This window comes from Spirosoma utsteinense, assembly GCF_014282275.1.
GTDB lineage: Bacteria > Bacteroidota > Bacteroidia > Cytophagales > Spirosomataceae > Spirosoma > Spirosoma utsteinense.
This window is the reverse complement of the sequence record NZ_VFIA01000024.1, coordinates 24,109-49,214: the sequence shown is the minus strand read 5'-3', so window position 1 is coordinate 49,214 and position 25,106 is coordinate 24,109. Positions and strand designations below refer to the sequence as shown.

25 protein-coding genes are annotated in these 25,106 nt (G+C 53.3%); 17 read left to right on the top strand and 8 right to left on the bottom strand.

Annotated elements, in window-relative coordinates:
* Nucleotides 1-67 precede the first annotated feature (67 nt).
* From FH603_RS18190 to FH603_RS18160, 7 genes are all read left to right on the top strand, one after another.
* On the top strand, nucleotides 68-1,648 hold the full coding sequence (locus FH603_RS18190; protein ID WP_186739022.1) for a SulP family inorganic anion transporter: 1,581 nt from the start codon (nucleotides 68-70) through the stop codon (nucleotides 1,646-1,648).
* On the top strand, nucleotides 1,635-2,294 hold the full coding sequence (locus FH603_RS18185) for a carbonic anhydrase (RefSeq protein ID WP_186739021.1): 660 nt from the start codon (nucleotides 1,635-1,637) through the stop codon (nucleotides 2,292-2,294). The genes FH603_RS18190 and FH603_RS18185 overlap by 14 nt, the downstream gene beginning before the upstream one ends.
* A 70-nt stretch (nucleotides 2,295-2,364) precedes the next feature.
* Nucleotides 2,365-3,468 carry a glycosyltransferase family 4 protein gene (locus tag FH603_RS18180; RefSeq protein WP_186739020.1) on the top strand — a complete coding sequence of 368 codons (1,104 nt, stop codon included), beginning with the start codon at nucleotides 2,365-2,367 and terminating at the stop codon, nucleotides 3,466-3,468.
* 30 nt (nucleotides 3,469-3,498) lie between these two features.
* Nucleotides 3,499-3,744, top strand: a complete 246-nt coding sequence (locus tag FH603_RS18175; RefSeq protein ID WP_186739018.1) for a hypothetical protein — start codon at nucleotides 3,499-3,501, stop codon at nucleotides 3,742-3,744.
* Nucleotides 3,729-4,016 (top strand): type II toxin-antitoxin system RelE/ParE family toxin, encoded by a 288-nt coding sequence (locus FH603_RS18170; RefSeq protein ID WP_186739016.1) that lies wholly within the window; start codon nucleotides 3,729-3,731, stop codon nucleotides 4,014-4,016. The genes FH603_RS18175 and FH603_RS18170 overlap by 16 nt, the downstream gene beginning before the upstream one ends.
* A gap of 5 nt (nucleotides 4,017-4,021) precedes the next feature.
* On the top strand, nucleotides 4,022-4,210 hold the full coding sequence (locus FH603_RS18165; protein ID WP_244968017.1) for a hypothetical protein: 189 nt from the start codon (nucleotides 4,022-4,024) through the stop codon (nucleotides 4,208-4,210).
* A 35-nt stretch (nucleotides 4,211-4,245) separates the two neighbouring features.
* On the top strand, nucleotides 4,246-6,078 hold the full coding sequence (locus FH603_RS18160) for an ABC transporter ATP-binding protein (protein WP_186739014.1): 1,833 nt from the start codon (nucleotides 4,246-4,248) through the stop codon (nucleotides 6,076-6,078).
* Between the two features lie 51 nt (nucleotides 6,079-6,129).
* On the opposite strand, the gene FH603_RS18155 is transcribed toward FH603_RS18160, so the two are convergent.
* Nucleotides 6,130-7,029, bottom strand: a complete 900-nt coding sequence (locus FH603_RS18155; RefSeq protein WP_186739012.1) for an SAM hydrolase/SAM-dependent halogenase family protein — start codon at nucleotides 7,027-7,029, stop codon at nucleotides 6,130-6,132.
* A 33-nt stretch (nucleotides 7,030-7,062) separates the two neighbouring features.
* Nucleotides 7,063-7,302, bottom strand: coding sequence for a penicillin-binding transpeptidase domain-containing protein (locus FH603_RS18150; RefSeq protein ID WP_186739010.1), 240 nt, complete (start codon nucleotides 7,300-7,302; stop codon nucleotides 7,063-7,065).
* Between the two features lie 522 nt (nucleotides 7,303-7,824).
* Between FH603_RS18150 and FH603_RS18145 the strand changes: the two genes are divergently transcribed.
* Together FH603_RS18145 and FH603_RS18140 are read left to right on the top strand one after the other, a co-directional pair.
* Nucleotides 7,825-8,586: a ferritin-like domain-containing protein gene (locus FH603_RS18145; protein WP_186739009.1), complete on the top strand. Its 762-nt coding sequence runs from the start codon at nucleotides 7,825-7,827 to the stop codon at nucleotides 8,584-8,586.
* A gap of 15 nt (nucleotides 8,587-8,601) precedes the next feature.
* Nucleotides 8,602-9,378, top strand: a complete 777-nt coding sequence (locus tag FH603_RS18140; RefSeq protein ID WP_186739007.1) for a ferritin-like domain-containing protein — start codon at nucleotides 8,602-8,604, stop codon at nucleotides 9,376-9,378.
* A 212-nt stretch (nucleotides 9,379-9,590) separates the two neighbouring features.
* Here the strand turns inward: FH603_RS18140 and FH603_RS18135 are convergent, their stop codons facing one another.
* The 3 genes from FH603_RS18135 to FH603_RS18125 all read right to left on the bottom strand — a co-directional run bounded on the left by FH603_RS18135 (nucleotide 9,591) and on the right by FH603_RS18125 (nucleotide 12,710).
* Nucleotides 9,591-10,250 carry a DUF305 domain-containing protein gene (locus tag FH603_RS18135; RefSeq protein ID WP_186739006.1) on the bottom strand — a complete coding sequence of 220 codons (660 nt, stop codon included), beginning with the start codon at nucleotides 10,248-10,250 and terminating at the stop codon, nucleotides 9,591-9,593.
* Between the two features lie 165 nt (nucleotides 10,251-10,415).
* A complete protein-coding gene (gene murA, locus FH603_RS18130) occupies nucleotides 10,416-11,723 on the bottom strand; it encodes a UDP-N-acetylglucosamine 1-carboxyvinyltransferase (RefSeq protein ID WP_186739005.1) in 1,308 nt (435 codons plus the stop codon).
* An 81-nt stretch (nucleotides 11,724-11,804) separates the two neighbouring features.
* Nucleotides 11,805-12,710, bottom strand: a complete 906-nt coding sequence (locus FH603_RS18125) for a DUF4290 domain-containing protein (RefSeq protein WP_186739004.1) — start codon at nucleotides 12,708-12,710, stop codon at nucleotides 11,805-11,807.
* Nucleotides 12,711-12,830: 120 nt separating this feature from the next.
* On the opposite strand from FH603_RS18125, the gene FH603_RS18120 reads away from it, so the two are divergent.
* Nucleotides 12,831-14,204 (top strand): MATE family efflux transporter, encoded by a 1,374-nt coding sequence (locus tag FH603_RS18120; RefSeq protein WP_186739003.1) that lies wholly within the window; start codon nucleotides 12,831-12,833, stop codon nucleotides 14,202-14,204.
* Between the two features lie 34 nt (nucleotides 14,205-14,238).
* Here the strand turns inward: FH603_RS18120 and FH603_RS18115 are convergent, their stop codons facing one another.
* The 3 genes from FH603_RS18115 to bamJ all read right to left on the bottom strand — a co-directional run bounded on the left by FH603_RS18115 (nucleotide 14,239) and on the right by bamJ (nucleotide 17,584).
* A complete protein-coding gene (locus tag FH603_RS18115; protein ID WP_186739002.1) occupies nucleotides 14,239-14,478 on the bottom strand; it encodes a hypothetical protein in 240 nt (79 codons plus the stop codon).
* 148 nt (nucleotides 14,479-14,626) lie between these two features.
* Nucleotides 14,627-16,714: a carboxy terminal-processing peptidase gene (locus FH603_RS18110; RefSeq protein ID WP_186739001.1), complete on the bottom strand. Its 2,088-nt coding sequence runs from the start codon at nucleotides 16,712-16,714 to the stop codon at nucleotides 14,627-14,629.
* A gap of 99 nt (nucleotides 16,715-16,813) precedes the next feature.
* Complete coding sequence (gene bamJ / locus FH603_RS18105) at nucleotides 16,814-17,584, bottom strand: BamJ family beta-barrel-assembly machinery protein (RefSeq protein ID WP_235985510.1); 771 nt, start codon at nucleotides 17,582-17,584, stop codon at nucleotides 16,814-16,816.
* 350 nt (nucleotides 17,585-17,934) lie between these two features.
* On the opposite strand from bamJ, the gene atpA reads away from it, so the two are divergent.
* From atpA to FH603_RS18070, 7 genes are all read left to right on the top strand, one after another.
* Nucleotides 17,935-19,512: a F0F1 ATP synthase subunit alpha gene (gene atpA / locus FH603_RS18100; protein WP_186739000.1), complete on the top strand. Its 1,578-nt coding sequence runs from the start codon at nucleotides 17,935-17,937 to the stop codon at nucleotides 19,510-19,512.
* Between the two features lie 122 nt (nucleotides 19,513-19,634).
* The gene (gene atpG, locus FH603_RS18095) at nucleotides 19,635-20,516 is read left to right on the top strand and encodes an ATP synthase F1 subunit gamma (RefSeq protein WP_186738999.1); all 882 of its coding nucleotides are present in this window, start codon (nucleotides 19,635-19,637) and stop codon (nucleotides 20,514-20,516) included.
* A gap of 181 nt (nucleotides 20,517-20,697) precedes the next feature.
* Nucleotides 20,698-21,558, top strand: a complete 861-nt coding sequence (locus tag FH603_RS18090) for an STAS domain-containing protein (protein WP_186738998.1) — start codon at nucleotides 20,698-20,700, stop codon at nucleotides 21,556-21,558.
* Nucleotides 21,559-21,569: 11 nt separating this feature from the next.
* Nucleotides 21,570-21,968 (top strand): STAS domain-containing protein, encoded by a 399-nt coding sequence (locus FH603_RS18085; RefSeq protein ID WP_186738997.1) that lies wholly within the window; start codon nucleotides 21,570-21,572, stop codon nucleotides 21,966-21,968.
* Nucleotides 21,946-22,374, top strand: coding sequence for an anti-sigma regulatory factor (locus FH603_RS18080; RefSeq protein WP_235985509.1), 429 nt, complete (start codon nucleotides 21,946-21,948; stop codon nucleotides 22,372-22,374). The genes FH603_RS18085 and FH603_RS18080 overlap by 23 nt, the downstream gene beginning before the upstream one ends.
* Complete coding sequence (locus FH603_RS18075; RefSeq protein WP_186738996.1) at nucleotides 22,367-23,380, top strand: SpoIIE family protein phosphatase; 1,014 nt, start codon at nucleotides 22,367-22,369, stop codon at nucleotides 23,378-23,380. The genes FH603_RS18080 and FH603_RS18075 overlap by 8 nt, the downstream gene beginning before the upstream one ends.
* Before the next feature lie 4 nt (nucleotides 23,381-23,384).
* Nucleotides 23,385-25,061: a sensor histidine kinase gene (locus FH603_RS18070; RefSeq protein ID WP_186738995.1), complete on the top strand. Its 1,677-nt coding sequence runs from the start codon at nucleotides 23,385-23,387 to the stop codon at nucleotides 25,059-25,061.
* The last annotated feature ends 45 nt before the right edge of the window (nucleotides 25,062-25,106 follow it).

Below are 25,106 nucleotides of genomic sequence, written 5' to 3'. Positions count from 1 at the left end.
TTAATCTGCCCTACCTTTGCAAGCGTGATCGTTTTTCACCGGTACTGTACATTCATCGTCTCAGACCATGCCATTTTCAAGCTTACGCCACTATCGTGCGGCTTACTTAACGAATGATCTGACTGCCGGAACCCTGGTTTATCTGGCAGCCTTACCCCTTTGTTTGGGTATTGCCCTAGCGTCGGGTGCCCCCTTGTTTGCTGGTCTGGTCGCGGGAATTATCGGCGGTATCGTTGTTGGGGTGTTGTCCGGTTCGGATGTCAGCGTTAGCGGTCCGGCGGCTGGTTTGGCAGTTATCGTTGGCGAATCCATTGCCCGCATTGGCTCCTACGAAGCGTTTCTGGTGGCAGTTGTGCTGGCCGGGATCTTTCAGCTCGGACTGGGTTTGCTGAAAGCGGGACGACTCAGCAGCTACTTTCCAAACTCGGTCATCACCGGCATGCTGGTTGGTATTGGCCTTGTTATCGTGCTGAAACAGATTCCACACGCCCTGGGACGGGATAGTGATTATGTGGGCGAATTTGAGTTTACGCAACTGGCTGACCAGGAAAATACGCTATCCGAATTATACCGGGCTGTTGTAACGGCCAATCCCGGCGCTGTGGCTATCAGCGTTGTTTCTCTACTCATTCTGGTCTTCTGGAACCGACTGGCAAATCGGGGCATCCGTTTTTTTACAATACTCCCGTCTGCGTTGATCGTCGTACTCGTTGGTATAGCCCTGAACCAGCTTTTCGGCCATTACCTGCCTGGCTGGTATTTGGGCGATTCGAACGAACACATGGTGCGGATACCCGTCCTATCGGCCGACAAGGGTCTGGCATCGATCATCGATTACCCTGACTTCAGCGTGCTGGCCGATAGCCGTATTTACCTCATTGCCGCGACTATTGCCTTAGTTGCCAGTCTGGAAACATTGATCAACCTGGAAGCCACTGACCGGATCGATCCGCTTCGGCGGGTATCGTCGGCCAACCAGGAACTGGTGGCGCAGGGCGTCGGTAATATACTGTCGGGCCTGGTGGGAGGGCTGCCGGTGACATCAGTCGTTGTGCGCACATCGACGAACGTCTTTGGCGGGTCCCGGTCCCGCCTTTCGACCATCGTCAACGGGGTACTTCTGTTGCTGTCGTTATTTCTGGCAGGTTCGGTTCTCAATCACATTCCGCTGTCCTGTGTGGCGGCCCTACTGATCCTGGTAGGTTTCAAGCTGGCCAGTCCGGGCGTTTTCAAGACCGTTTACCGCGAGGGACGAAGTCAGTTTATTCCATTCATCGTTACGGTTCTGGGTATTGTCTTCACCAACCTGCTCACGGGTATTGTGATCGGTCTGGCTGTTGGTTACCTGTTCGTCCTCTACACGAATTCGCAATCATCCTTTCGGGTTATCCGCGACGGTAAAAACGTACTGGTGAAGTTTCAGAAGGATATTTATTTCCTGAGCAAACCAGAGCTGAAAGAGACGCTGCGCTCGTTCAAACCGGGCGATTCTGTGCTGGTCGATGGTCGGTATGCTTCGTTTATCGACCATGATATTTATGTCTTGCTGGTTGATTTTGCCAAAACCGCTCAAACCCGGGGTATTGGCTATGAACTGCGCGAGGTAACTCAACGCAAACAAAATCTACCAAGCCATGCTGGAGTTTGAAAAACTATTGCTCTATAACAAGTCCTGGGTGCAGGATAAGCTCGAACTCGACAGTCAGTACTTCAGTGCGTTGGCCGCCGATCAGAAGCCTAACTTTCTGTGGATAGGCTGTTCTGACAGCCGGGTGTCGGCGGAGCAAATAACGGGTACCGATCCAGGCGAAATGTTCGTACACCGGAATATCGCGAATCTGGTCGTACCCGGCGACCTGAACGTGTTGAGCGTGGTGCAGTATGCGGTAGAAGTACTGCAGGTACGGCATGTGGTTGTTTGCGGGCACTATGAATGCGGGGGTGTGAAGGCGGCAATGGCGGGTAAGCCACTGGGTCTGATCGACCAATGGCTCGTTAACATCGATCATGTTCAACAGGAACACAAAGCCGAGTTGACCCAGATTGAGGATACGCACGCCCGCTTTGACCGCCTGGTCGAACTAAACGTGAAACAGCAGATCCTGAACCTGGCTGAAACCGAGAGTGTACGAAAAATGTGGGCCAGTCATCAGATGCCAACACTGCACGGCTGGGTGTTCAATTTGCGTACCGGCTTGCTCAATGAAGTGATTCATAGGGAGCCAGCAGGCCAGTCTGGCGGTCCCGCCAACAGCCTGAAACAGGCCCAGCCGATAGCGAAAACCGTTCATTAACGGGATTTGTACGGCCTGATGAGGAGGAATGGGCCAAGATTTCACATTTTTGCCAAAATTAGGAAATCCAATGCCATCTCTCTTTATCGACGCCGAACGCCTGCGCGACCTCAACAGCGGATTGGGTCAGGTTTGCCTGCACCTGGGTCATGAACTCGTTCGCCAGTGCCCCCAGGATCGCGACGGCGAACCGTGGAAGCTGACGTTTCTGGTTCCAAAAGGACAAACCGGCGTTTTCGGAAATGCGGTAACTTACGTGGAAGCATCGTGGCAACGGAAGCTCTGGATTCAGGGTACCTATGATGTTTGGCATTGCCTCCATCAGGATTCGTCTTATTTACCTGGTCCGGTATGGAACAAGTCGGCGAAGCTGATGCTGACCATCTACGACCTGAATTTTTTGGAGCGTGTGGATTACTCGGCTGCTAAAAAAGGGCGTAAGCTGGCCCGTCTCCAGCGCAAAATCGATCAGGCGTCGCTGCTGACGGCGGGGTCGGCTTACACCGCATCCGTCGTCAGGGAACACCTCCATATTCCTGAATCAGTACCGTTTCCGGTTGTCTATACCGGTGTCGCCGTTGATCCGAAAAAGGCACCCGCCAGTTTGCCGGCTGATTCTGCACTGGATTCGTTTACCCGTTCCCCTTTTCTGTTTTTTGTCGGGGTTATCCATCCCAAAAAGAACGTCCACACCCTGCTGCCGCTACTGGAAGCTTTTCCCGACTACCGGTTGGTGCTGGCTGGGCCCGACGGTCACCCCTACGCGCAGCACATACGGGAGCAGGCCGAAAAACTTGGCATTGCCGATCGGTTGTTCATGGCGGGTTCGGTCGATGAAGCAACAAAACTGTGGCTCTACGACCATTGCGAAGCATTTCTGTTTCCCTCCCTTTCCGAAGGATTCGGGCTGCCGGTTGTGGAGGCTATGGCCTTTGGTAAGCCAGTGTTTATTTCTACTCTGACCAGCCTTCCCGAAGTAGGGGGCAAGGAGGCCTATTATTTCGAGAATTTCGAGCCGGAGCATATGGCCAAAGTTCTGCACGATGGGCTGCATGATTTCGGGCAGAACGAACTGCGTCAGGACCGTATGAAGAAGCGGGCGGCTGGCTTCAGCTGGCCCGACATAGCGGGGGAATACTGGACGTTGTACAAGAGGTTGGCAGGTGTTTTGTAGTATATTTGAGTGTACGTAAATGAGGTAGACATGGCCCATACAGACGATATCCGGCGGAGTTTTCATCAATTGATCGATATGATCGAGGACGATCAGTCGTTGGTCAGCCTTTACGCAGTGGCAGCGTTGTACATGGATCAGCAGCATTTGCTTTTGGATACCACCGATCCCCATCTTCTTGGCCGTATGCAAACGTCACTGGAGCAGGCTCAACGAGGGGAAGTTATTTCGAATGAGTCCATGAAGACGCAGGTACGTCAGTGGCTCGGGAAATAGCCTGGACGTCCCAAGCCCAGGAGGACTACCGGGCGGTTGTCAGTTATCTGCTGGATACATTTGGTGACGAGGTAGCCGAAAAGTATACAGATCGTCTATTTAATGTGCTGAACAGCATAGCCGCCATGCCACAAATGGGCCGACAGCATCCCCAGCTTTCCGCTATTCGCCAGGTGATCATGAAGCCGTATACGGTTATTTGCTATCTGGTTTTACCCGACCAACTGAAGATTGTCAATCTTCTTGATTCAAGAAGCGAGCAGAATCGGTGATGTGTTTGTGTGTCGAGGACTTCGAGTCGGAGCATATGGCCAAAGTTCTGCACGATGGGCTGCATGATTTCGGGCAGAACGAACTGCGTCAGGACCGTATGAAGAAGCGGGCGGCTGGCTTCAGCTGGCCCGACGTAGCAAAGGACTGCTGGCAGCTGTATCGTTCGTTGGTTGGGGACGCCGGTAACCCTTAGCGAAACGGTAATTGCGCCGTACCTTTGCGCCAACAATGAAAACCTACTTCCGATTACTTTCTTTTGCCAAGCCGCTGGGGCGCTTCCTGACGCCTTTTGTGTTGACCTCGCTCATGGCCAGTGTGTTTGGCGTGCTTAATTTTACGCTGCTTATTCCCCTGCTTAGCATCCTGTTCGACAAGGTAGACTCTGAGCAGATGCGTACGTTGCTAAGCCAGCCAGCCCCCTCGCTGACCAGCTCGCCCGCCAATGCGTTCAGTTATTACTTCGCCCAAATATTCAGGGATTACGGCAAAGTTGGGGCGCTTCAGTTCGTATGTGGCATTATTGTGGCGTCGGTACTGTTTAGCAACCTGTTCAAGTACCTCTCGGTCCGGCAGTTGGAAACGTTCAAGGCGCGGATGGTGGCCCGGTTGCGGGAGGCTGTTTTCGCACAAACGCTCCAGCTTCACCTTGGCTTCTTCTCCAACGAGCGCAAAGGAAACCTCATTTCACGTACTACCTCCGACGTACAGGAAGTCGAAAATTCCATTGCCAACACCATGTCGGCCGCGTCGAAAGAAGTGTTTTTGCTGATCGGTTATATCATTGCGCTGCTCAGCATCTCGGTCAAACTAACGCTGTTCGCTATCGTGGTGATTCCGCTGTCGGGCGGGTTCATAGCCACGCTCGTTCGCCGGATGAAGCGCGACGCGCAGGCGGGGCAGCAGCGACTGAGTAGCCTGGTTAGTCTGCTTGACGAGACGTTTGGCGGTATGCGGGTGGTGAAGGGCTTCGTAGCCGAAGGCTTTATTCTCGACAAGTTCCGCACCGAAAACGAAGGCTACCGGCAGGCGGTACGGTCGCTGGCTTACCGGCGCGAACTGGCCTCGCCCTTTTCCGAAGTGATGGGCGTGGCTGTCGTGTCGGGCATTTTGCTGTATGGCGGGTCGCTGGTGCTGAGCGGGCAATCCGACCTGACGGCGGCTGAGTTTATCGCTTACATCGCTATTTTCTCGCAGGTAACCCGCCCCGCCAAGGATATTTCCAATGCGTTCAGCGGATCGCAGCGGGGCTTGGCTTCGGGCGAACGGGTGCTCGAACTCATCGACACCCAGCCGGCCATTCAGGATAAAGCCGGTGCGGTAACGCTGGCCGGTTTTCAGGGTCGTATTTCGGTGCAGAATGTGTCGTTTGCCTATAACCCCGAAACGCCCGTACTGCGTAGTATCAGCTTCGATTTGGAAAAGGGAAAGACAATTGCGCTGGTTGGTTCATCGGGCGGTGGTAAGTCGACGATTGCCGATTTGATTCCGCGTTTTTACGACCCAACCGATGGCAAGATCCTCATCGACGGCGTCGACCTGCGCGATTGCACCATGGCATCTCTGCGGGGACAGATGGGGATTGTAACCCAGGAAAGTATCCTGTTCAACGATACGATCTTCAATAATATCGCTTTTGGCACGCCCGCTACCGAGGCTCAGGTGATGGAAGCGGCCCGGATTGCCAATGCCCACGACTTCATTGTGGCGCAGGGCAACGGCTACCAGACCATCATCGGCGATCGGGGCGGTAAACTGTCCGGCGGTCAGCGGCAACGGATCAGCATCGCCCGCGCTATCCTGAAAAACCCGCCGATCCTGATCCTCGACGAAGCTACATCGGCACTCGATACCGAGTCGGAGAAACTTGTACAGGAGGCCCTGACCCGCCTGATGGCAAATCGTACGACACTCGTTATTGCCCACCGGCTAAGCACCATTCAACATGCCGACGAGATTCTGGTCGTCAATCAGGGCCGCATCGTCGAGCGCGGTCGGCATGACGAGCTGCTGACACTCGACGAAGGATTCTACCGCCGGTTGAGCACTATGCAGGGGGTTTAATGGCAAGTTGGTATGGTGTCAGGTTACACGCCTGATACCAGGTTAACGCCTTCATTTCCCTACAACAATAGTCCAGGCGGGCCCGCTCATTACGTTGTACTTCTCAGAAAAGTTACCCTGGTTAACCGCTATCGAAAAGTTGAGCAGGCTGTTCATATACGCTACATCATCGCCCGAAGCGGCTTCGCCAAAGGTGTTTACCAGCCGAACCGTCTTGTTGTATAACGTGGTGTCGCCGTGGAAAATCTGAACACGTACCGATTCCCCTGACTTCACGCCAAGCTGGTCGATCAGAGTACGGGGGATGTTGCTCCAGACGTTGCCATATTGAACATCGAGTACCGGAATGTTTCCCTGCACAACTCCCTCTTTCTTATAAACCGCTTTCTGATAATCCAGCCTGACAATGTCGGAAGTTAGTTTCGGACCTATCTGCTGGAACCGGATGATGTGTGCCGCCAGCCGGGCAGCGGTATAGGCATACACATCGCGCCCGTGGAAGGTGTAGGAGGCACCTGAGTTTTTCAATCGATTGATGGCTTCATCGATTGTCCGGACTTCGGCAATGCCGAGGTGTTCGGCCAGCAGCGTGAGTGTGCCGTTGTCGGGGGTGACGATGTAGTGGCCGGATTTTGTGAGCATCACGACCGATCGCCGTTCGGTACCAACGCCGGGGTCGCAAACGGAGACGAAAACGGTCCCTTTTGGATAGTAAGGAACGGTTTGGTGCAGGCGATAAGCCGCTTCCCAGATGTTGTAAGCCGGGATCTCGTGGGTAAGATCTTCCAGCTTTAGTGATGGGGATACACCCAGCGCGACGCCTTTCATGGCCGACACGGCACCGTCTTTCAACCCAAAATCGGACTGAAAGACGACGATACCATTTTGACCTTTCGCCAGGGATGTGGAAAGTACAACCAGTATGACCGTTAACCTGTATATAAATTGCATAGACGGAGTGGTGGGTTAGGTTTTGTAGGGAAATCAAATCAGTTTCAACTCCGCCAGGATCTTTTCTGTAATCCGCCGACGACCCGGTATAAACGTGTCGGGTACGGGCGCGGGGTGCTCCACGTTCGTAGCGAAGAAGTAGACGTTACCATCTTTCTCGACATAGCCAACGAACCAGCCGATGTCGCGTGTGGCTTTGTCAGCGTCGGTTTCTCCCCCGCTGCTGGCCCAGCCAGTTTTGCCGTAGAGTTTATAGACAGGCGTGTCGGTCATAAGTAATCAAGCAAAAATGAACTGAAGTATGTTTGTCATGGCTCCGGCCACCCGGTCCGAGGAACGAGGAATCTTCGGATAAGTGTGGCTTTTCTGGCCATCTCCGAAGATTCCTCGTTCCTCGGACCGGGTGGCCGGAGCCATGATAAACAAAGTGCCGTTTAACTCTGCGCAATTACTTAAGCGTTTTTTGTCCGTAAAAGTAGTCAGGCAATATAGCGTTTCTCCCTGTACGGTAGGTTGATCAGGGGAAAAGTGGCCGACTTTCCTTCATGACGTTTTTTGTGGTCTGCATGCCTGTTATACAGCTAGTCTGGAACTGGAATCAGGCGAATCGCAGCGGGTGTCCGTTCCCTCACTTTGTTTTACTTGTTAGATAGGCTATAGATGCCGATTACTAAATATCTAGCCGGTGACTTACTCTTTTAGTCCTTATCGCTTAACGTTTTTTTGCCATTTTAGTACTGCATGTAGCTGTCCCAACGACGGGGTTAGCCGTAGGTAACTTAACGTTCTTTTATAATGAAAAAATTACTTCACAACCCGAAAGAGGCTACCCGGCCACTATCGGTATTGCCGATTTCGCCGGTCTTTTCCGGCCGACGTATGTTCATGCGTTATGTGGGTGTTGCAACCGCAACCGGCCTTGTCATGAGTTCCTGCACCGATAAAGTTCTCGAACCGCTGGCTGGGCCGGGGGGCGGCTCAACGGCAGGAGCCCGTGCGGGTGACATTATCGAACTGGGCTCGGGCGACGTTGGTGTACTGAACTATGCCTACGCGCTGGAACAGGCCGAACTGCGTTTTCTGGAGTTGGTAACTGATCATTTTTACGCGGGTATATCCGAGAAAGAGCGTCAGGTGTTCATCGACCTGCGAAACCAGGAAATTACCCACCGCGAGTTCTTCAGACAGGTGCTGGGCAGCCAGGCCATTCCGACGCTGACGCTCGATTACAGTAGTGTCGACTTCAACAATCGGGATAGCGTGCTGATGACGGCCAAGAACTTCGCCGATCTGGCAACTGCCGCTTACAATGGAGCCGGCCAACTGCTGACCAATGCCACCAATCTTGGTATCTCGGGAATCATCGTGTCGGTCGAAGCGCGTCATGCGGCTGTGATCCGTGAACTGATCAGCCCGGGCAGCACAGCCTTCGCCGGCGACGATGTGATCGATCCGACAACGGGTCTGGAACGGGCGCTCAAGCCAGCCGAGGTACTGCCACAGGCGCAGCGCTTTATCAAGGAAGTGATTTCAGCCAATAATTTGCCAACCGCTTAAAACGACCTCAACGCAATGAACTTACAAAACATACTTTCCGAATTGGAACAGGTCGATGGCGATGTCTACGACCGGCTGAAACACGTATCCCGCCGTCACATGTTTAGCCTGTTCAGTCGCAAAGCAGCCGCTGTAGCTGCACCGACGGTCCTCGCATCGGCGCTGAACAAAGCGTATGGCCAGTCGCTGGACCCGGTCGTTGTCGACGTTCTGAACTTTGCCCTGACGCTGGAGTACCTGGAGTCTGAATTTTATAATGTAGGCATGGACACGCCAAACCTGCTCACGGGTACGCCCCGTACCGTGTTCGCCCAGATTCAGAAGCACGAAAATGCACACGTGAACCTGCTGAAGTCAGTGTTGGGGGGGCAGGCGGTTGAGAAGCCCCGCTTTGATTACACGGCTAAGGGTATGTTCCCGAATCCGTTTGGTAATTATGAGGTATTCCTGACCCTGTCGCAGGCTTTTGAAGATACAGGCGTACGGGCTTACAAAGGGCAGGCTCCCCGACTCATCAATAACGACCCAATCCTGACAACGGCCCTGCAAATTCACTCGGTCGAAGCTCGTCACGCAGCCCGCGTACGGGAGTTACGTGGACAGAAAGGCTGGATAACGGGAAACATGAGCCCTGGTGTACCCTCGGCTGTTTATGCCGGTGACGAGGCTATCCGACACCTGGAAATTCCATCGACGATCGAAGGGGTTCCTATCGAAAACTCAACCGAAGCCTGGGATGAGCCGCTGTCGAAGGAAGATGTTCTGAAAATTGTAATGCCCTTCCTGGCCTAACAGCAGACGTCGTTTTGCTTACTTAACGTGAATTATGAATAATCTTGATGCTAAGTAACTGCAAATAAGGTACTTAAGGTTGGGTTGATTTGTCATCCCGACGATAGGAGGGATCTTCGGTATATTGGAATCTTCATTTCTACCGAAGATCCCTCCTATCGTCGGGATGACAAATCAATATAGTTTACTTTTTAAATCATCCATCAGTCACCTTACTTAGGCATAGCCGCCAGTCGGGCTCGCTGGGAAGTAGCTTTTTCAACCAACTGGGTAGCATACGTCCGAAGCGTGGCGTTTTTGCCAAATTGAAGATACGTTTTAGCCATGTCGATGGCATCCTGCTGATGGTCGGCCAGCAGCGCTACCACGTTCTTATCCGCATCGCTCGTTAGCTTGTCGCTGCTACCGGTCTGCTGAAGTTTCAGGTTTATGGCTTCTATATTCTGGCTCTGCTGCTGCGTATAGGCCTGGTTGGGCCGCGATGGTTTGATCTGGCGCATGGTACCATCAAGCAGGGCGATATCAGTTTGCGTGCCGGTCGTCAGGGTTTGAATCATCTGCTTTACCGCTGAATCCTTGCTGCTTTGCACGGCCTGTTTCAGGAAATCCTGTTCGCCCTGAACGTGTGTCTTTGCCTGAAGAGCATAGTCGAAATCAGGGTCACCGGTGGCCTGTAGTTTTTTCAGTTTCGTCACCATCTGCTGCATGGGCTGCAACAGGGCCGTTTTAGCGGGGTCGGGCTGGGCCTTGATCCGGGCTGCGTTTGTCGCAGTCGTGCCCGATATTGGTCTGGCCTGAGCGCAGGCCAGCACCGAACCTATTGTCAGAATGCCAACGAAAAAAATAGTGGCTTGATGCAGGAGCGTTTTCATCGTCTGTTAAGGTTGCTGTTGTTGTTAAGATTGCCCGCCAAGTTAAGCGGTTACCTCCTAAAGACAAGTTAACAGGGGTGATGGTTTAACCGAGCCTGTAATCACTCTGCCAATACAAGCAAAAAGGGCCACTAGTGGCCCTTTTTGCTTGTATTGGCAGAGTGATTACAGCCGAATGATCTCGGCACCAATGGCGTTGAGCCGGGTGTCGATATGCTGATACCCCCGGTCGATCTGCTCGATATTGTCGATGATGCTTGTGCCTTTCGCCGACATAGCCGCAATGAGCAGCGCCACACCCGCCCGGATATCAGGCGACGACATGCGAATGCCTTTCAGGGGCAACTGCCGGTTCAGGCCAACTACGGTAGCCCGGTGCGGATCACACAGAATGATCTGAGCGCCCATGTCGATCAGTTTGTCGACAAAGAACAGTCGGCTCTCAAACATTTTCTGGTGAATCAGGAGCGTCCCCTGCGCCTGAACGGCCGTAACGAGCACGATGCTGAGCAGGTCGGGGGTGAAGCCGGGCCAGGGCGAATCGGCAACGGTCATCATGCCGCCATCCAGAAAACTTTCGATCTGGTAGTGCTCCTGGGCGGGAATGAAAATATCATCACCCCGGAATTCCATCTGTATGCCGAGTCGTTTGAATTGGTCGGGAATGATGCCCAACTCCGGAATCCGGCAGTTTTTGATGGTGATCTCCGACTGTGTCATGGCGGCCAGACCAATGAACGAGCCAATCTCGATCATATCGGGCAGCATCGTGTGTTCAGTACCGTGCAGCTCCGATACACCTTCGATGGTGAGCAGGTTAGAGCCTACACCCGTGATCTTGGCACCCATGCTGTTGAGCATCTTGCTCAGCTGCTGCAGGTAAGGCTCACAGGCCGCGTTATAGATCTGAGTGGTGCCTTCAGCCATTACAGCCGCCATCAGGATGTTAGCCGTTCCTGTAACCGACGCTTCGTCGAGCAGCATGTAGGTGCCGCGCAGGTTACTGGCGTCCACTTTATAATACCCGCCGTCGTTGGCGTCGTAGTTGAACTGAGCGCCCAGCTTCTCAAAACCCAGAAAGTGGGTGTCCAGACGCCGACGACCGATTTTGTCGCCACCGGGCCGGGGGATACGTCCTTTCTTGAACCGGGCGAGCATAGGGCCCAATAGCATAACCGACCCACGGAGGGCAGATGCTTTTCGCTTGTAGGTATCGGTTTCGAGGTAGTCCAGATTGACGTCCGACGCCTGGAAACGGTAGGAACTTTCGCCGGTGCGGGTAACCCAAACGCCCAGATCGCCCAGCAGTTCGATGAGCTGATTGACATCCCGGATGCCCGGAATATTATGAATGGTAATGGGTTCTTTTGTCAGCAGAACGGCGCACAGAATTTGTAGCGCTTCATTTTTGGCTCCCTGCGGAATGAGTTCACCCTTGAGCTTACGCCCACCTGTAATTTGGAAAGATGCCATTGGTTAATGATAAATGATGAATGAGGAACGATGAATGCTACTAAATGAAGCATTCATCGTTCCTCATTCATCATTATTAATTTATCGTCTTCTACGGTCGTTGTTGGTACGGTTCGGTCCTGAATTGCCATCGCGTGGTCCGCCGTCACGTGATCCACTATCGCGTGGTCCGCCATCGCGGTTGTTGGGGCGCGGTGATCCGCTGTCGTTGCGACCTGGATTGTTGTTGCCGAAATTGCGGGGGCCACCGTTGCGGTTCTGGCCACCGTCCCGGTTGTTATTAGGGCGATTTTGATTGCGTGGTCCGCCGTCGCGTGGTCCGTTGCGTTGCTGGGAGCCGTCGTTGCGGTTCTGATTGCGTGGTCCACCATCGCGTGACCCGCCATCCCGGTTGTTCCGAAGGCCCTGATTGGTTGACGCGTTGCTGATACGCTGGGGTTGAACCTGGTCGCCGGTACGCTCGCGCGGGGTAGCGTCTACAAGACCCTCCTCCCGAATGAGCTTTATGTCGTCAGAAAGTTTTCCGTTCGAGAGTTCGATCAGGCTCTGGTAGATGGTCTCATCTTCGACCGACTCTTTGTTCCAGGCCTGGTAGAAGGTCCGCATCAGGCGAGCCAGGTAGGAAACGAACGTACGTCGTTCTTCGGGCTCCTCAAGAGCGACCGCTTTGGCAATCAGCAGATCGACATTACGGCCAAAGTGTTTAAACCGTAACTGATGGGTGTTATAGGGAACCCGCTGAGGCTTTTTGCCCAGTGCCTCCTCGGATGGGGGCGGGTAGGGGCTGTCGACGTCGAGGGTGAAATTGGACATGATATACAGGTCGTCCCACAATTTATTGTAGTAGTCCTGCCCATCTTTCATGTTGGGATGAATTTGCCGCATCAGTTCAACCAGGATGTGCGCGTAACGGGTACGCTTCTCCCGGTCTTCGATGTTGACCATGTTGTCAACCAACTTCTGCATACTGCTGCCGTATTCTTTCAAGGGCTGTACTGGATTCGTGATGTATCACAAAAGTACAAACATTCGAACCAAAATCCGCAAGTTGCCTGTCGGGGAACATCTGGGGTTCGGATTTTGTCATTTGCCTATCAACCTCATTTTATGTTTCGTTTTCTTCGTACCTACCGCTCCGAACTAACCGACACGTTTCGGCTGAGCGTTCCCATCGTCATTGCCCAGTTGGGGGTTGTGTTGATGGGCGTTACCGACAACCTGTTTGTGGGCCGTTTATTAGGTGCCGTTCCGCTTGGGGCGGCTGGTTTGGCCAATGCGATCTCTTTTCTGGTCTCCTGTATCGGTGTGGGTGGCCTGTCGGTGGTGGCTGCGCTGGTTTCCAAAGCCCGCAGCCAGAACGACACAGCCGAAGTAAACCGCCTGTTCCGGGCGGGTTTACAGGTCGCCTGGCTGTTCAGCATTGTATTCGGCGGTTTGTCGATCGTGCTGGCCTATAATTTTCAATTATTTGGCCAAACGCCGGAAGTAACGAAACTAGCTGAAAATTTCATGCTGATTCTGAGCGCATCGCTGGTGCCGCTGCTGATTTTTGTAGCCGCCCGCCAACTGGCCGATGGTCTGCGGTTTCCCCGTGTAGCTATGGCCATTACGGTAGGGGCGCTGGTCTTGAATGCGTTTTTCAACTACGTACTCATCACGGGTTTTGGTCCATTCCCGGAGATGGGGTTGATGGGCTCGGCCATGGCTACCCTGCTGTCGAGGACGGCTATGGCGGTTGGTATGCTCGTTTATATCTATCGTTCGGGGCGCTTCAAGCCGTATTTGGTCCGGGCTTTTCGGGCCTTGCCTACCAGTGCCGATGTGCGAACGATTCTTCGCCTGGGCATACCGGGCGGACTAACGTTTTTCTTTGAAGTAGCTACGTTTACGCTGGCGGCCGTACTGACCGGCTGGCTCGGCGAAGACCGGCTGGCCGCTCACCAGATCGCCATCAATATGGCGTCGGTAACCTACATGATGGCAACCGGTATTTCGTCGGCCGCGGCTATCCGGGTAGGGGCGGCTGTGGGGCAGGGAAGTAATCAGGGTGTGTATCGGGCGGGTGTGGCCGCTTTTGCGCTGTCGATCGGGTTTATGAGTGTGGCCGCGCTGCTGTTTTTCACCGCCAACGACTGGCTCGTGTCACTCTACATCCGCGATAACCCCGCCGTGTCAACAGTGGCGGCTACGCTCGTCATCATGGGCGGCATTTTTCAGCTTTCCGATGGTATTCAGGTCGTTGGTGTTGGTGCGCTGCGTGGGCTGTCGGACGTGAATGTTCCCACGCTCATCACGCTGTTTTCGTACTGGGGGGTAGCCCTGCCGATGAGCTATTTGTTGGGATTTACATTTAAAATGGATGTTATCGGTGTCTGGATTGGCCTGCTGGCCGGGTTGACGATAGCCGCCATTCTGCTGACGGTTCGATTTTTCAGACGTGTTCGCCGACTGGAACGAACTGTATCCGGCATCCCTGCCTGATACCTTAGCGAAGCTGACAGGCTTTCGTACCGGCTCATCGCATGCCCGCCAACATCTCCTCGCGGGTGGGGCGGTCGGCAGTCAGGTCGTAGGCGATGCCTTCGCGGTCGAGGTGATCCATAAACTCGGTATAACTGTCCTTCTCCACCGAGAACACATACCAGTTTTCGTAGGGTTCGTTGAATAATTCAACGTCAGCCGCCGACGCTCTGCGTTGTAAATCGCGGTGTTGGGCAATGGCCAGAGCCGCCTGTTTAATTAGAAAATACCACATGGGGAAAAGGATACGTTGAAGCAGTAAAGCTCCTGGTTTGTTATCACACCGGACAACGAAATGAAAACCCCGCACAACGGTTCGCTATGCGGGGTTTTTCTGATCAGTAGGGGAGTGATGGCTGTGGGCAACCGCTCCCGGTATTTAGCTATTTCTGTGCCAGAATGTAATCGGCCAGCACCAGACCGGCTTCATTCAGATACAGGTCTTTTTTCTTCTTGGCCGTATCGGGCGAAGGGGAACCGGTTTCATCGACCGGAGCCGACATCTGCGATACTTTATTGGCCGCTGCCCGCTTGCGTTCCGCTTCTTCGCGCTCTTTCCGGCGTTTCGACTCCAGCAACGAAACCGTTGTGTTTTCTTTCGCTTTCTTAAACTCGTTCAGGTCCTGCGCCAGTTGCTTCAGCTCCGGGTCTGATTTCAGACGCTGATCGAAACGGCTACGCAGTTGGGTAAGGATCTTATCGTCAAGACCGCGTGAGAGGTCATAGCGGGTCGAGTTGATCTGGTCCCAGGGCAGCGCACTTGGCTGCGAACTTTCACCGTATTCCTCAGCGGAGAAGGCCGATGGTAGTTCGATATCCGGCGTTACGCCTTTGTGCTGAGTGCTGCTACCATTGATGCGGTAAAACTTCTGGATCGTCATTTTTACCTGACCTACTTTCTCCGGCTCTTTTGGCAACCACTGGTTGAGGTCGATCAGCGTCTGAACGGTGCCTTTGCCAAATGTCTGTCCACCCACGATGATACCGCGTTTGTAATCCTGAATGGCAGCGGCAAAGATCTCCGATGCCGAAGCACTGAAGCGGTTTACCAACACCGCCATTGGACCATCATAGACAACCGAACCACCATCTTTGTCGGAGTATACCTCGGTTTCGCCCGTCGATTCTTTCACCTGAACCACAGGTCCTTTTGGAATGAACAGACCGGTAAGATCGATGGCTTCGGTTAGCGAACCACCGCCATTGTCGCGTAAATCGATGACGATACCATCGACTTTGTCGACTTTCAGTTCTTCGATGAACTTCTTGACGTCACTCGTCGTGCTGCTGAATCCTTCTTCGCGTTTGCGGGCTCCTTCAAAGTCGCGGTAGAACATGGGCACGTTGATAACCCCGATCTTGAACGCTTTGCCATTATCCGTAACCTCGATTACTTCTTTTTTAGCCCGTTGTTCTTCAAGTTTGATCTTTTCCCGTACCAGCCGGATTTCTTTCGGTGGTGCGCCTGCCAGCGCGTTCGGCGAGATTACCTGTAGGCGAACGATAGTACCTTTCGGCCCTTTGATCAGCTTCACAACTTCGTCGACCTGCCAGTTCATCGTGTTCACGATAGCCCCATTGTCGCCCTGAGCAACACCCGCGATCTTGTCGTTGGTCTTCAACAGGTTGCTCTTGAAGGCCGGACCACCGGGCAGCACGTTCGTGATTTTAATGTATTCGCCATCTTCCTGTAACATAGCGCCGATGCCTTCCAGCGACTGACTCATCTCCTGATTGAACCGGTCGGCATTGGTTGGCGACAGGTAATTGGTATGCGGGTCGAGGGCTTCGGCAAACGAGTTCATATAAAGCTGAAATACATCAGCCCCTTTGATACGGTTAATGGCTTTGTCCAGGTTGGCATACCGCTGGTTCATCGTAGCCGTAACCACGCTGTCTTTCCGGTTGCCGAGTTTGAGTTCGAGCGCCTGATTTTTCAGGATCTTACGCCACAGGTCGTTCTGCTCCTCTACCGTCTTTGGCCAGGCTGCTTTCTCACGGTCGGTGTTGAAGGTTTCGTCGGCCGTAAATGCAAACGGCTTTTTGATCTCCTGTTTGATGAACTCCGACCGCTCCAGGAAACGCTTCCGGAAGACGTTATACAGTTCATAGGCCGCCGTCAGGTCGCCATTGATCAGTGCATCATCGATCTGGTACCGGTATTTCTCAAAACCCGCCACGTCTGACGCCAGCAGGTACGTTTTGTTATTGTCGACCTCTTTGAGGTAGTTATCCCATACCACCGACGACAGCGAGTCGTTGAGCCGTACTTTGCGGTAGTGGTAAGTCGTCAGCAGCTTGGCTACCAGCGTTTCTACCTTTTCCTGCGATATCGACGGTTTCAGGTCGTCGATGGTCGTCGTTGAGGGCGTCGATCGTGGCGACCCGTTGTCAGGGGCACCAGTCAACGGCGAATCCGGCTGAAAACTCAGCATCAGCACGGGCACAAGGGTTACCAGATACTTTTTCATCTATTTTACCCAGATTAATTGAGAATGAGTGAATGGGTTATGAATGAATAATTCGGTGTCACCCTGTACTATTCGCTCTTGTGCTCATTCACAACTCACTCATTGTTTAACTATATCAAGCAACTCCACGTCGAACATAAGTGTTGAGCCTGGCTTGATTTCCTGACCCGCTCCCCGGTCACCGTAGGCCAGCTCAGCTGGAATGTACAGTTTCCATTTAGAGCCAACGGACATCAATTGCAGCGCTTCCGTCCAGCCTTTGATCACTTCGCTAACACCAAACTCGGCGGGGGTTCCCCGTTCTACTGAACTGTCAAATACTTTGCCATCGAGAAGCCGACCGGTATAATGTACTTTAACCCGATCCGTGGCGGTTGGTTTAGCACCAGTACCTTCTTTTTCAATGGAATATTGCAAACCACTGGCTGTGGTGGTCACGCCGGCCTTTGCCTTATTTTCCGTCAGGAAAGCAGTTCCGATTTTTTTGTTCTCGCCCGACACTTTCAGGCCCTCGGCATTCTTGATAGCATACTGTTTTTGCTGGAACGTATTCATCACATCGCCCGCCTGATCAATGGTCAGCAGTGTCTTCTGACCTTTCAACGCATCATTCATTCCCTGCATCAACAGTGCATTGTTGAGGTTTGTCATGCCCTGCTGCTTAAGACTCTGGGCCATGAACATACCAATGCTATAGCTGATCGAATCCTGCGACGACACGACCGATCCACCGGAGGCTGGCCTGGCAGAAGACGCTTTTGTTGGCGTAACGGGTTTCTTGACGGCGGGTTTTTTAGTTTGAGCGGTGGCAGAGCCTCCGATAAAAACGGCCGAAACAATGCCGGCCAGCATCCATTGATTGAACTTCATGCGAACTGAAAACAAGGTGTATAGAGAAGAGACTGATTTATGGATAAAACGTGATTTGGTAGCAGAAAAGTTTGGTAAGGAGCGCTTTTGGTGAAATTTCGCCTGTCTATTTAATTGTTACCAGCATTAAAACTAACAGTATTCCTGCCAATTCGATCGGTGGTCTTCCTTAAAATTTGTTAATTTCTGACAAACGGTTGGCCATCTGGCCGGGCGGTAAACGAAGGCTAAGGGCTGGTATTGGAAAAGTATACACTTTAACCGGTTATTCAGGAGTTTATCTCGTTTTTATCGAATTTTAATCATACCTTTGCGGCCTAAAATCAATCGTTTAAAACCATAATACACATATGGAATCCGTAAGACCCGACGAGATCTCGGCCATACTGCGTCAGCAGTTAGCAGGTACCCAAACCGAGGCTGAACTCGAAGAAGTCGGTACGGTGCTGCAAATCGGCGACGGCGTAGCGCGTATCTACGGCCTCTCGAAAGTGCAGGCCGGTGAGTTGCTGTCGTTCGACAATGGGCTTCAGGCTATGGCGCTGAACCTCGAAGAAGACAACGTAGGGGCAGTATTGCTCGGCGACTACTCAGAGGTTAAAGAAGGTGACACCGTTAAACGGACCGACCAGATTGCCTACGTCAACGTGGGTGATGGCATCCTGGGCCGTGTGGTGAACACGCTTGGTTTGCCAATCGATGGGCTGGGACCTATCCAGGGTGAACTTTTCTCCATGCCGCTGGAGCGGAAAGCACCAGGTGTAATTTACCGCCAGCCGGTAACTGAACCGCTACAGACAGGTATCAAATCAATCGATGCGATGATCCCCATTGGACGGGGGCAGCGTGAATTGATCATCGGTGACCGTCAGACGGGTAAGACCGCTGTAGCCATTGACACGATCATCAACCAGAAAGAATTCTTCGAAAAAGGAGAGCCCGTATTCTGTATCTATGTAGCCTGCGGCCAGAAAGCCTCGACGGTAAAACAGGTAGAGCAGACACTGCGCAAAGCCGGTGCAATGGACTACACGGTTGTTGTAGCCGCCAATGCATCAGACCCTTCCCCGATGCAGTTTTTTGCGCCCTTTACGGGTGCCGCTATCGGTGAGTACTTCCGGGATACGGGGCGTCCGGCACTGGTCGTTTATGACGATCTGTCGAAACAGGCTGTCGCTTACCGTGAGGTGTCGCTGCTGCTGCGTCGGCCACCAGGCCGCGAGGCTTATCCGGGTGACGTTTTCTACCTGCACAGCCGTCTGCTGGAGCGGGCCGCCAAAATCAACTCGAACGACGAGATCGCTAAAAACATGAACGACCTGCCGCCAAGTCTGAAAGACCGGGTGAAGGGGGGTGGTTCGCTAACGGCGCTTCCAATCATCGAAACCCAGGCGGGTGACGTATCGGCCTATATCCCGACAAACGTGATCTCGATCACCGACGGGCAGATCTTCCTGGAGTCGAACCTGTTCAACGCGGGTATCCGTCCGGCCATCAACGTAGGTATTTCGGTATCACGGGTAGGGGGTAACGCGCAGATCAAGTCGATGAAGAAAGTAGCAGGTACCCTGAAACTGGACCAGGCTCAGTTCCGCGAACTCGAAGCCTTCGCCAAGTTCGGCTCAGACCTCGATGCCTCGACGAAATTGACCATCGAACGGGGTCGCCGGAATCAGGAGATTCTCAAGCAGCCGCAGTATTCGCCGGTAGCGGTAGAGCAGCAGGTCGCCATTATCTATGCATCGGTAAACGGGTTGCTGGACAAAGTGCCGGTTAACCGGGTGAGGGAGTTTGAGACCAATCTGGCTATGACACTGAGTGCCCAGCACCAGAACGTGCTGAACGACCTGCGGGCCGGTAAACTGACCGACGAAGCTACGAGTACGCTGAAGAAAGTAGTCGCTGATCTGGCGGCTCAATACGCATAAAAAGAGTCGTCAAGTTTTTTTAGTCATAAGTCGTAAGTGGCTGACGCACCGTTGTTGCTTTTGCCGATCTGTCAGCCACTTATGACCTACGACTAAAAAAACTTACGACAAAGAACTCACACATGGCCTCTCTTAAAGAAGTACGCGCCCGGATTACCTCGATCAACTCGACCCAGCAGATCACCAAAGCCATGAAAATGGTGGCGGCTGCCAAGTTGCGCCGGGCACAGGATAACATCACGCAACTTCGGCCCTACGCGCAGAAGTTAAGTCAGATGCTCGGCACCGTGTCAGCTGGTGCTGAAACGGCAGCAGAAAGTCCTTATAAGCAAGCCCGAACCGTTGGTCGGGCGTTGATTATCGTGATCACCTCAGACCGGGGTCTTTGTGGAGCCTTCAACACCAACGCGGTGAAAGCGGCCCTGCTGCTGATCGATGAAAAGTATGCTGCGCTGGCTCGGTCGGGTAACGTCGAGATTATGGCCATTGGCAAAAAAGGGTCCGAAGCATTCCAGCGTCGCGGCTTTCCGGTCAATACCAACCACATCGATGCGTTCACCGCATTGAACTTCACCACGGTAAAAGCTGCCGCTGAAGAAGCCATGAACGGATTTGCTTCCGGTCGATACGATGTTGTTGAAATCGTCTATAACGAGTTCAAGAACGCAGCCATGCAAATCGTACGGACTGAGCAGATGCTGCCCATCGTGGCAACACCCGTTGTTGGTTCGACAGCCGCTATCAACTACCTGTTTGAGCCAACGGAAGCGGAGATCATTACAGAATTGATTCCGAAAACGCTCAAGACACAACTGTACAAAGCCGTGCTGGACTCCAATGCGTCGGAGCATGGTGCCCGGATGACAGCGATGGACAAAGCCACTGAAAATGCCGGTGAACTCCTTAAAGAGCTGCGCCTGATTTACAACCGGACGCGTCAGGCTGCCATTACGACCGAGATCCTCGAAATCGTGGGTGGTGCCGAGGCCCTGGCCAGCGCTTAGCCGGTTTCGTTCCTAATTAAGATTAACCCCGTGCCAACAGTGGTGCGGGGTTTTTTGTTAGTAGTTTTAAATTGGTTTTCAGCGCCTGTGGTACCGTTATCATCAACGAATGAGATGGTCCTGATGTGTTAGCTTAGATGATCACCCATTCCTGCATTCAACAAGAAACACGACCTTTTCAATGAGTAAATCGATCATTGGCACGCTAAGCCAAAAGAAAAACCAAATTCTCACCCTGTGGATGAGAAATCAGCTATCCGATGGCGGTCTGCGTGATGATCTGATGAACAACGAAGATCTGCGCCAGCAATCGGCAGAACTCCTTGACTGCCTGTTCGATACGGTTACTGACGATACCCTGACCGCGCCCGATGCGCCGTCGCTTGCTCCGTTGATCGACCAGCTTACCCACGTTTCTATGTCACGGGCGCGACAGGGGTTTACGCCCCGCGAAACAGGCACCTATATTTTCAGTCTCAAAGATGCCCTGCTGGAAATATTTCGGCACGAGCGAAAAGAGGATTCGGAGCAGCTGCTGGGTGAGATTCTGCTGATCAGCAAATTTATCGATAGCCTGGGCATCGTTACGTTCGAAACGTTTATTCAGGGTCGTGAAGAGGTTATTATGCGTCAAACCGACGAGATGACCGAAATTTCGACACCCGTGGTGCAGATCTGGGACGGTATTCTGGCTATGCCTCTCATTGGCACCCTGGACAGTTCCCGCGCGCTGGTTGTGATGGAGAACCTGCTCCAGGAAATTGTCCGGACAGGCAGCGGCATCGCCATCCTGGATATTTCAGGCGTGCCGACGGTAGATTCGATGGTGGCCCAACACCTGATCAAAACCGTAAACGCTACCCGTCTGATGGGCGCTGAGTGTATCATAAGTGGCATACGGCCCGAAATCGCACAGACCATTGTTCATCTGGGAATCGATCTGTCGCAGGTTGTTACAAAATCTACCCTCGCCAGTGCGCTCAAGCATGCGTTTGCATCGATGCGTATTGAGGTCAGTAAAGCAAACTCCCGGTCGTTCTAATTCGCTAGGCTATGGATCGGATACCCATCCTGAAAATGGGCCAGTATTTGCTGGTTACCATTCAAGTCGACTTATACGATAGGTTGGCTTTAGATCTTGAATCGGACCTGATCAGTCACATCACACAAACGAATGCACGAGGGGTATTGATCGACATTTCAGCGGTGTCGATCGTTGACTCCTTTATGGGTCGTATCCTGAGCAACATTGCCGGCATGGCCCGCATTCTGGATGCTGCAACCGTTGTGGTTGGAATGCAGCCAGCGGTAGCCATTACGCTGGTGGAGTTGGGGCTATCCCTGACGGGTGTTCATACGGCGTTAAACGTAGAGAGAGGTATCGAGCTGTTGCGTACTAAAACAGGCGGCACCATTGAACCCAGTGATTATGACGAACCCAGCGATGATTGACGTGGAGGCCAGCGAAACACTCGCCGTCCGCCAGGAGAGCGATGTTATTCAGCTTACCAGCTACATCCGGCAGCAGGTGGTATTGATGGGTATGAGTACCCTCAATCAAACAAAGCTGAGTACGGCCTCCAGCGAACTGGCCCGTAACATGCTCATACACGGCGGGGGCGGAACGGTGCAGGTCGAACAGATCAGCATGAAGTCGAAAAAAGGAATTCGGCTCATCTTTACAGACAATGGACCTGGTATTGCCGATATAGAACAGGCCATGCAATCGGGTTATTCGACCGGGTCGGGTATGGGGCTTGGCTTACCCGGTGCCAGGCAACTGGCCGACGAATTTCAGCTGACCAGTGCCGTGGAGGAAGGTACAACGGTAACCATACTTAAATGGGCCAATGACTGATTCACTCCATCGTTCTTACCCGGTTATCGACCGTAGTTACGTGTCGATCATAAAGCGCGATGTTCGGGCGCTGGGCAAGGGTATGGATTTTCCGGCAGCCAAAATCAGCGAACTCGATATCATCGTTGCCGAACTGACCTCCAACCTCGTGAAATATGCGCAGGCGGGCGAGCTGCTGGTTCGTGCCTTGCCCGATAAGCTGAACCCAGGTATCGAACTCATCAGTACCGATGCGGGACCTGGTATGATCGATACCAACCGGATGATGACCGACGGCGTATCGACGGGTGGTTCGCTGGGGCAGGGCCTGGGAGCCATCAACCGGCTGGCAGATCTGTTCCAGTTGTATTCCCTGCCCAATCGATTGACGATCGGACTCGTGCGCGTGTTTCTGAAGTTACCCAAACCACCGGTAACCGTTCCGCTGGCTACCGTTCAGGCATTGGTGGTCTCGAAGGTGGATCAAACGCCCTGTGGCGACGACTTTTACTATAAGCAGACGGCCAGTTCGCTGCGGATGTTCCTGGGGGATGGGTTGGGGCATGGTTTGCCCGCCTACCAGGCCGTCAGGCAGGCTACCCGCGTGATGGACCAGCAGCATACCGATAGCCCGGCGGCCTGGCTAACGGCCATCCATCGGGCCGCTATTGGCTCGCGTGGGCTGGTAGGCACAGCCGCCGTTTATAATTTTACCAGTCGCAAATGGACCGTATGCGGTGTTGGCAACATCAGAACCCAGCTAAGCGGCCTGAACCAATCGAAGAGCTACGCGCCACAAAATGGTATTCTCGGGTATAATCTGCCCCGGCTACTACAGGAAAAAGAGTTGGCCTACGAACCAGGGCAGTGTTTAGTAATGGCGTCCGATGGGCTCCAGACGCGCTGGAATCCAAGCCGATACCCTAACGCGAACCGCTATGACCCCATAGTCCTGGCAGCCGCTATTTATAAAGAGCACGCTCGTCATACCGATGATATGTCGGTTGCCGTTGCCCGTATTTACTGAGACTATGCACGAACTGACGAATCTGAACCTGGATAACGAGATGGACCTGATTCTGGCTCACAAACGGAGCATGAAACTGGCCGAACTCACTGGTTTGTCGCTGGCGTCTCAAACGACCTTCGCTACCGCCGTTTCGGAAGTGGCCCGACTGGCCCTGACCGATGGCGGGCATGCCTCCCTGTCGCTGGGTATCAACACGGACGATGAACGTGGCTGGCAGCTTATGGCGCACCTCAACGATCGCCGTCGTTACCGCAGCACCGTGTCGGATGACGCCCTCAGCTACGCCCGTCGGCTTGTCAACGATCTAAGTGTGACCATCACCGATCGGGGTACCGATATTTATCTGTTCTGTACCTTGTCCGATTTTAAGTCGGTCAGTACGGCCCGGATCGAGGGATGGAAACAGCAGTTTAACCGGGAGCCGCCCGCCACGCCCTACGACGATATAAAACGTAAAAACAGCCAGTTGCAGGAGCTGGCGGAGCGGCTCCGGCTGAGCGAGCAGCAGTACCGGCAAATGACCAATTCGCTTCCGCTGCTGATATTCTCGCTGACGCCAAGCAGCCAGTTGCTGTATATCAATCAGGGATTCATTGCTTTCACGGGTAAGACCCTGGCCGAACTGAATCGGGATGGGTGGCTGAGTATCTATCATGAAGAGGACCGGCCGCTGGTTCGCATGGCCTGGGCCGATAGTGTCGCTACCGGTTTACCGTTTCAGGGAGAGTGGCGCATCCAGAGTAGCCATACCGGCGAGTATATGTGGCATATGGTGTCGGCAAGTCCGTTGCGTAATGCCGCCCAGCAACTGCTGCACTGGAATGGCTTTATGGCCGATATCAACGCGCAGAAAGTGGTACAGCAGACCATTCGTGATAACGAAGAACTGCGCCATACGCAGGATGAGCTGGAAAATAACCGGCAGCAGCTGGCTGTCAATATCAACGAGCTAAGCCGAAGCAACACCGAACTGTCGCAGTTTGCTTATGTCGCCAGCCACGACTTGCAGGAGCCACTGCGTAAAATTCAGGCCTTCAGCACCATGTTGACCGAGCAGTATGGCCCCGCCCTCGATCCGGCAGCACAGGATATCATCCGGCGCATGCAGGGTGCTACGGGCCGTATGCAGGAGCTTATACGCGGCTTGCTGGCCTACTCGCGCCTGAACACCGAAAAGCCCTCGTTCAGGCTGGTTCCGCTTACACCCCTGATAAACGAGGTGCTGGGTGATCTGGAAACGACCATCAACGACCGGCAGGCCGTTATGAACCTGGAACCTTTGCCATCGATCCGGGGCAACGCCATTCAACTTCGGCAACTGTTTCAGAACCTGCTCAGCAATTCCCTGAAGTTTACTCCGCAGGACCGAATTCCGCTGATACATATTCATGCCTCAAGGCTCACCGAGGAGCAGATGCAGGCGTTATATCCGAACGCGTCGGGTACGTTCCTGTCGATCAGTGTGCAGGATAATGGCATTGGATTTGAACAGAAGTACGCCGATCGGATTTTCAATCTGTTCCAGCGATTACACAGGCGCAGTGAATTTGCCGGAACGGGTATTGGACTGGCGGTTTGCCGGAAGGTTGTGGATAACCACGGGGGGTATCTGGCAGCCCATAGCCAGCCAGGCCTCGGGTCGACGTTTCATATCTATTTACCCGCAGAAACGGAATGACAGGTCTGAAATCTTAAAAAAGCTTAACAAACGCTCAATAACTTG

What these genes read in the sequence shown, in the direction of transcription:
- atpG (WP_186738999.1), top strand. Translation starts at nt 19,635, where the DNA reads ATGGCCTCTCTTAAAGAAGTACGCGCCCGGATTACCTCGATCAACTCG.
- FH603_RS18175 (WP_186739018.1), top strand. Translation starts at nt 3,499, where the DNA reads ATGGCCCATACAGACGATATCCGGCGGAGTTTTCATCAATTGATCGAT.
- murA (WP_186739005.1), bottom strand. Translation starts at nt 11,723, where the DNA reads ATGGCATCTTTCCAAATTACAGGTGGGCGTAAGCTCAAGGGTGAACTC.
- FH603_RS18135 (WP_186739006.1), bottom strand. Translation starts at nt 10,250, where the DNA reads ATGAAAACGCTCCTGCATCAAGCCACTATTTTTTTCGTTGGCATTCTG.
- FH603_RS18090 (WP_186738998.1), top strand. Translation starts at nt 20,698, where the DNA reads ATGAGTAAATCGATCATTGGCACGCTAAGCCAAAAGAAAAACCAAATT.
- FH603_RS18155 (WP_186739012.1), bottom strand. Translation starts at nt 7,029, where the DNA reads ATGCAATTTATATACAGGTTAACGGTCATACTGGTTGTACTTTCCACA.
- FH603_RS18120 (WP_186739003.1), top strand. Translation starts at nt 12,831, where the DNA reads ATGTTTCGTTTTCTTCGTACCTACCGCTCCGAACTAACCGACACGTTT.
- FH603_RS18075 (WP_186738996.1), top strand. Translation starts at nt 22,367, where the DNA reads ATGACTGATTCACTCCATCGTTCTTACCCGGTTATCGACCGTAGTTAC.
- FH603_RS18080 (WP_235985509.1), top strand. Translation starts at nt 21,946, where the DNA reads ATGACGAACCCAGCGATGATTGACGTGGAGGCCAGCGAAACACTCGCC.
- FH603_RS18150 (WP_186739010.1), bottom strand. Translation starts at nt 7,302, where the DNA reads ATGACCGACACGCCTGTCTATAAACTCTACGGCAAAACTGGCTGGGCC.
- FH603_RS18145 (WP_186739009.1), top strand. Translation starts at nt 7,825, where the DNA reads ATGAAAAAATTACTTCACAACCCGAAAGAGGCTACCCGGCCACTATCG.
- FH603_RS18190 (WP_186739022.1), top strand. Translation starts at nt 68, where the DNA reads ATGCCATTTTCAAGCTTACGCCACTATCGTGCGGCTTACTTAACGAAT.
- FH603_RS18070 (WP_186738995.1), top strand. Translation starts at nt 23,385, where the DNA reads ATGCACGAACTGACGAATCTGAACCTGGATAACGAGATGGACCTGATT.
- FH603_RS18115 (WP_186739002.1), bottom strand. Translation starts at nt 14,478, where the DNA reads ATGTGGTATTTTCTAATTAAACAGGCGGCTCTGGCCATTGCCCAACAC.
- FH603_RS18085 (WP_186738997.1), top strand. Translation starts at nt 21,570, where the DNA reads ATGGATCGGATACCCATCCTGAAAATGGGCCAGTATTTGCTGGTTACC.
- FH603_RS18185 (WP_186739021.1), top strand. Translation starts at nt 1,635, where the DNA reads ATGCTGGAGTTTGAAAAACTATTGCTCTATAACAAGTCCTGGGTGCAG.
- atpA (WP_186739000.1), top strand. Translation starts at nt 17,935, where the DNA reads ATGGAATCCGTAAGACCCGACGAGATCTCGGCCATACTGCGTCAGCAG.
- bamJ (WP_235985510.1), bottom strand. Translation starts at nt 17,584, where the DNA reads ATGAAGTTCAATCAATGGATGCTGGCCGGCATTGTTTCGGCCGTTTTT.
- FH603_RS18180 (WP_186739020.1), top strand. Translation starts at nt 2,365, where the DNA reads ATGCCATCTCTCTTTATCGACGCCGAACGCCTGCGCGACCTCAACAGC.
- FH603_RS18110 (WP_186739001.1), bottom strand. Translation starts at nt 16,714, where the DNA reads ATGAAAAAGTATCTGGTAACCCTTGTGCCCGTGCTGATGCTGAGTTTT.
- FH603_RS18160 (WP_186739014.1), top strand. Translation starts at nt 4,246, where the DNA reads ATGAAAACCTACTTCCGATTACTTTCTTTTGCCAAGCCGCTGGGGCGC.
- FH603_RS18140 (WP_186739007.1), top strand. Translation starts at nt 8,602, where the DNA reads ATGAACTTACAAAACATACTTTCCGAATTGGAACAGGTCGATGGCGAT.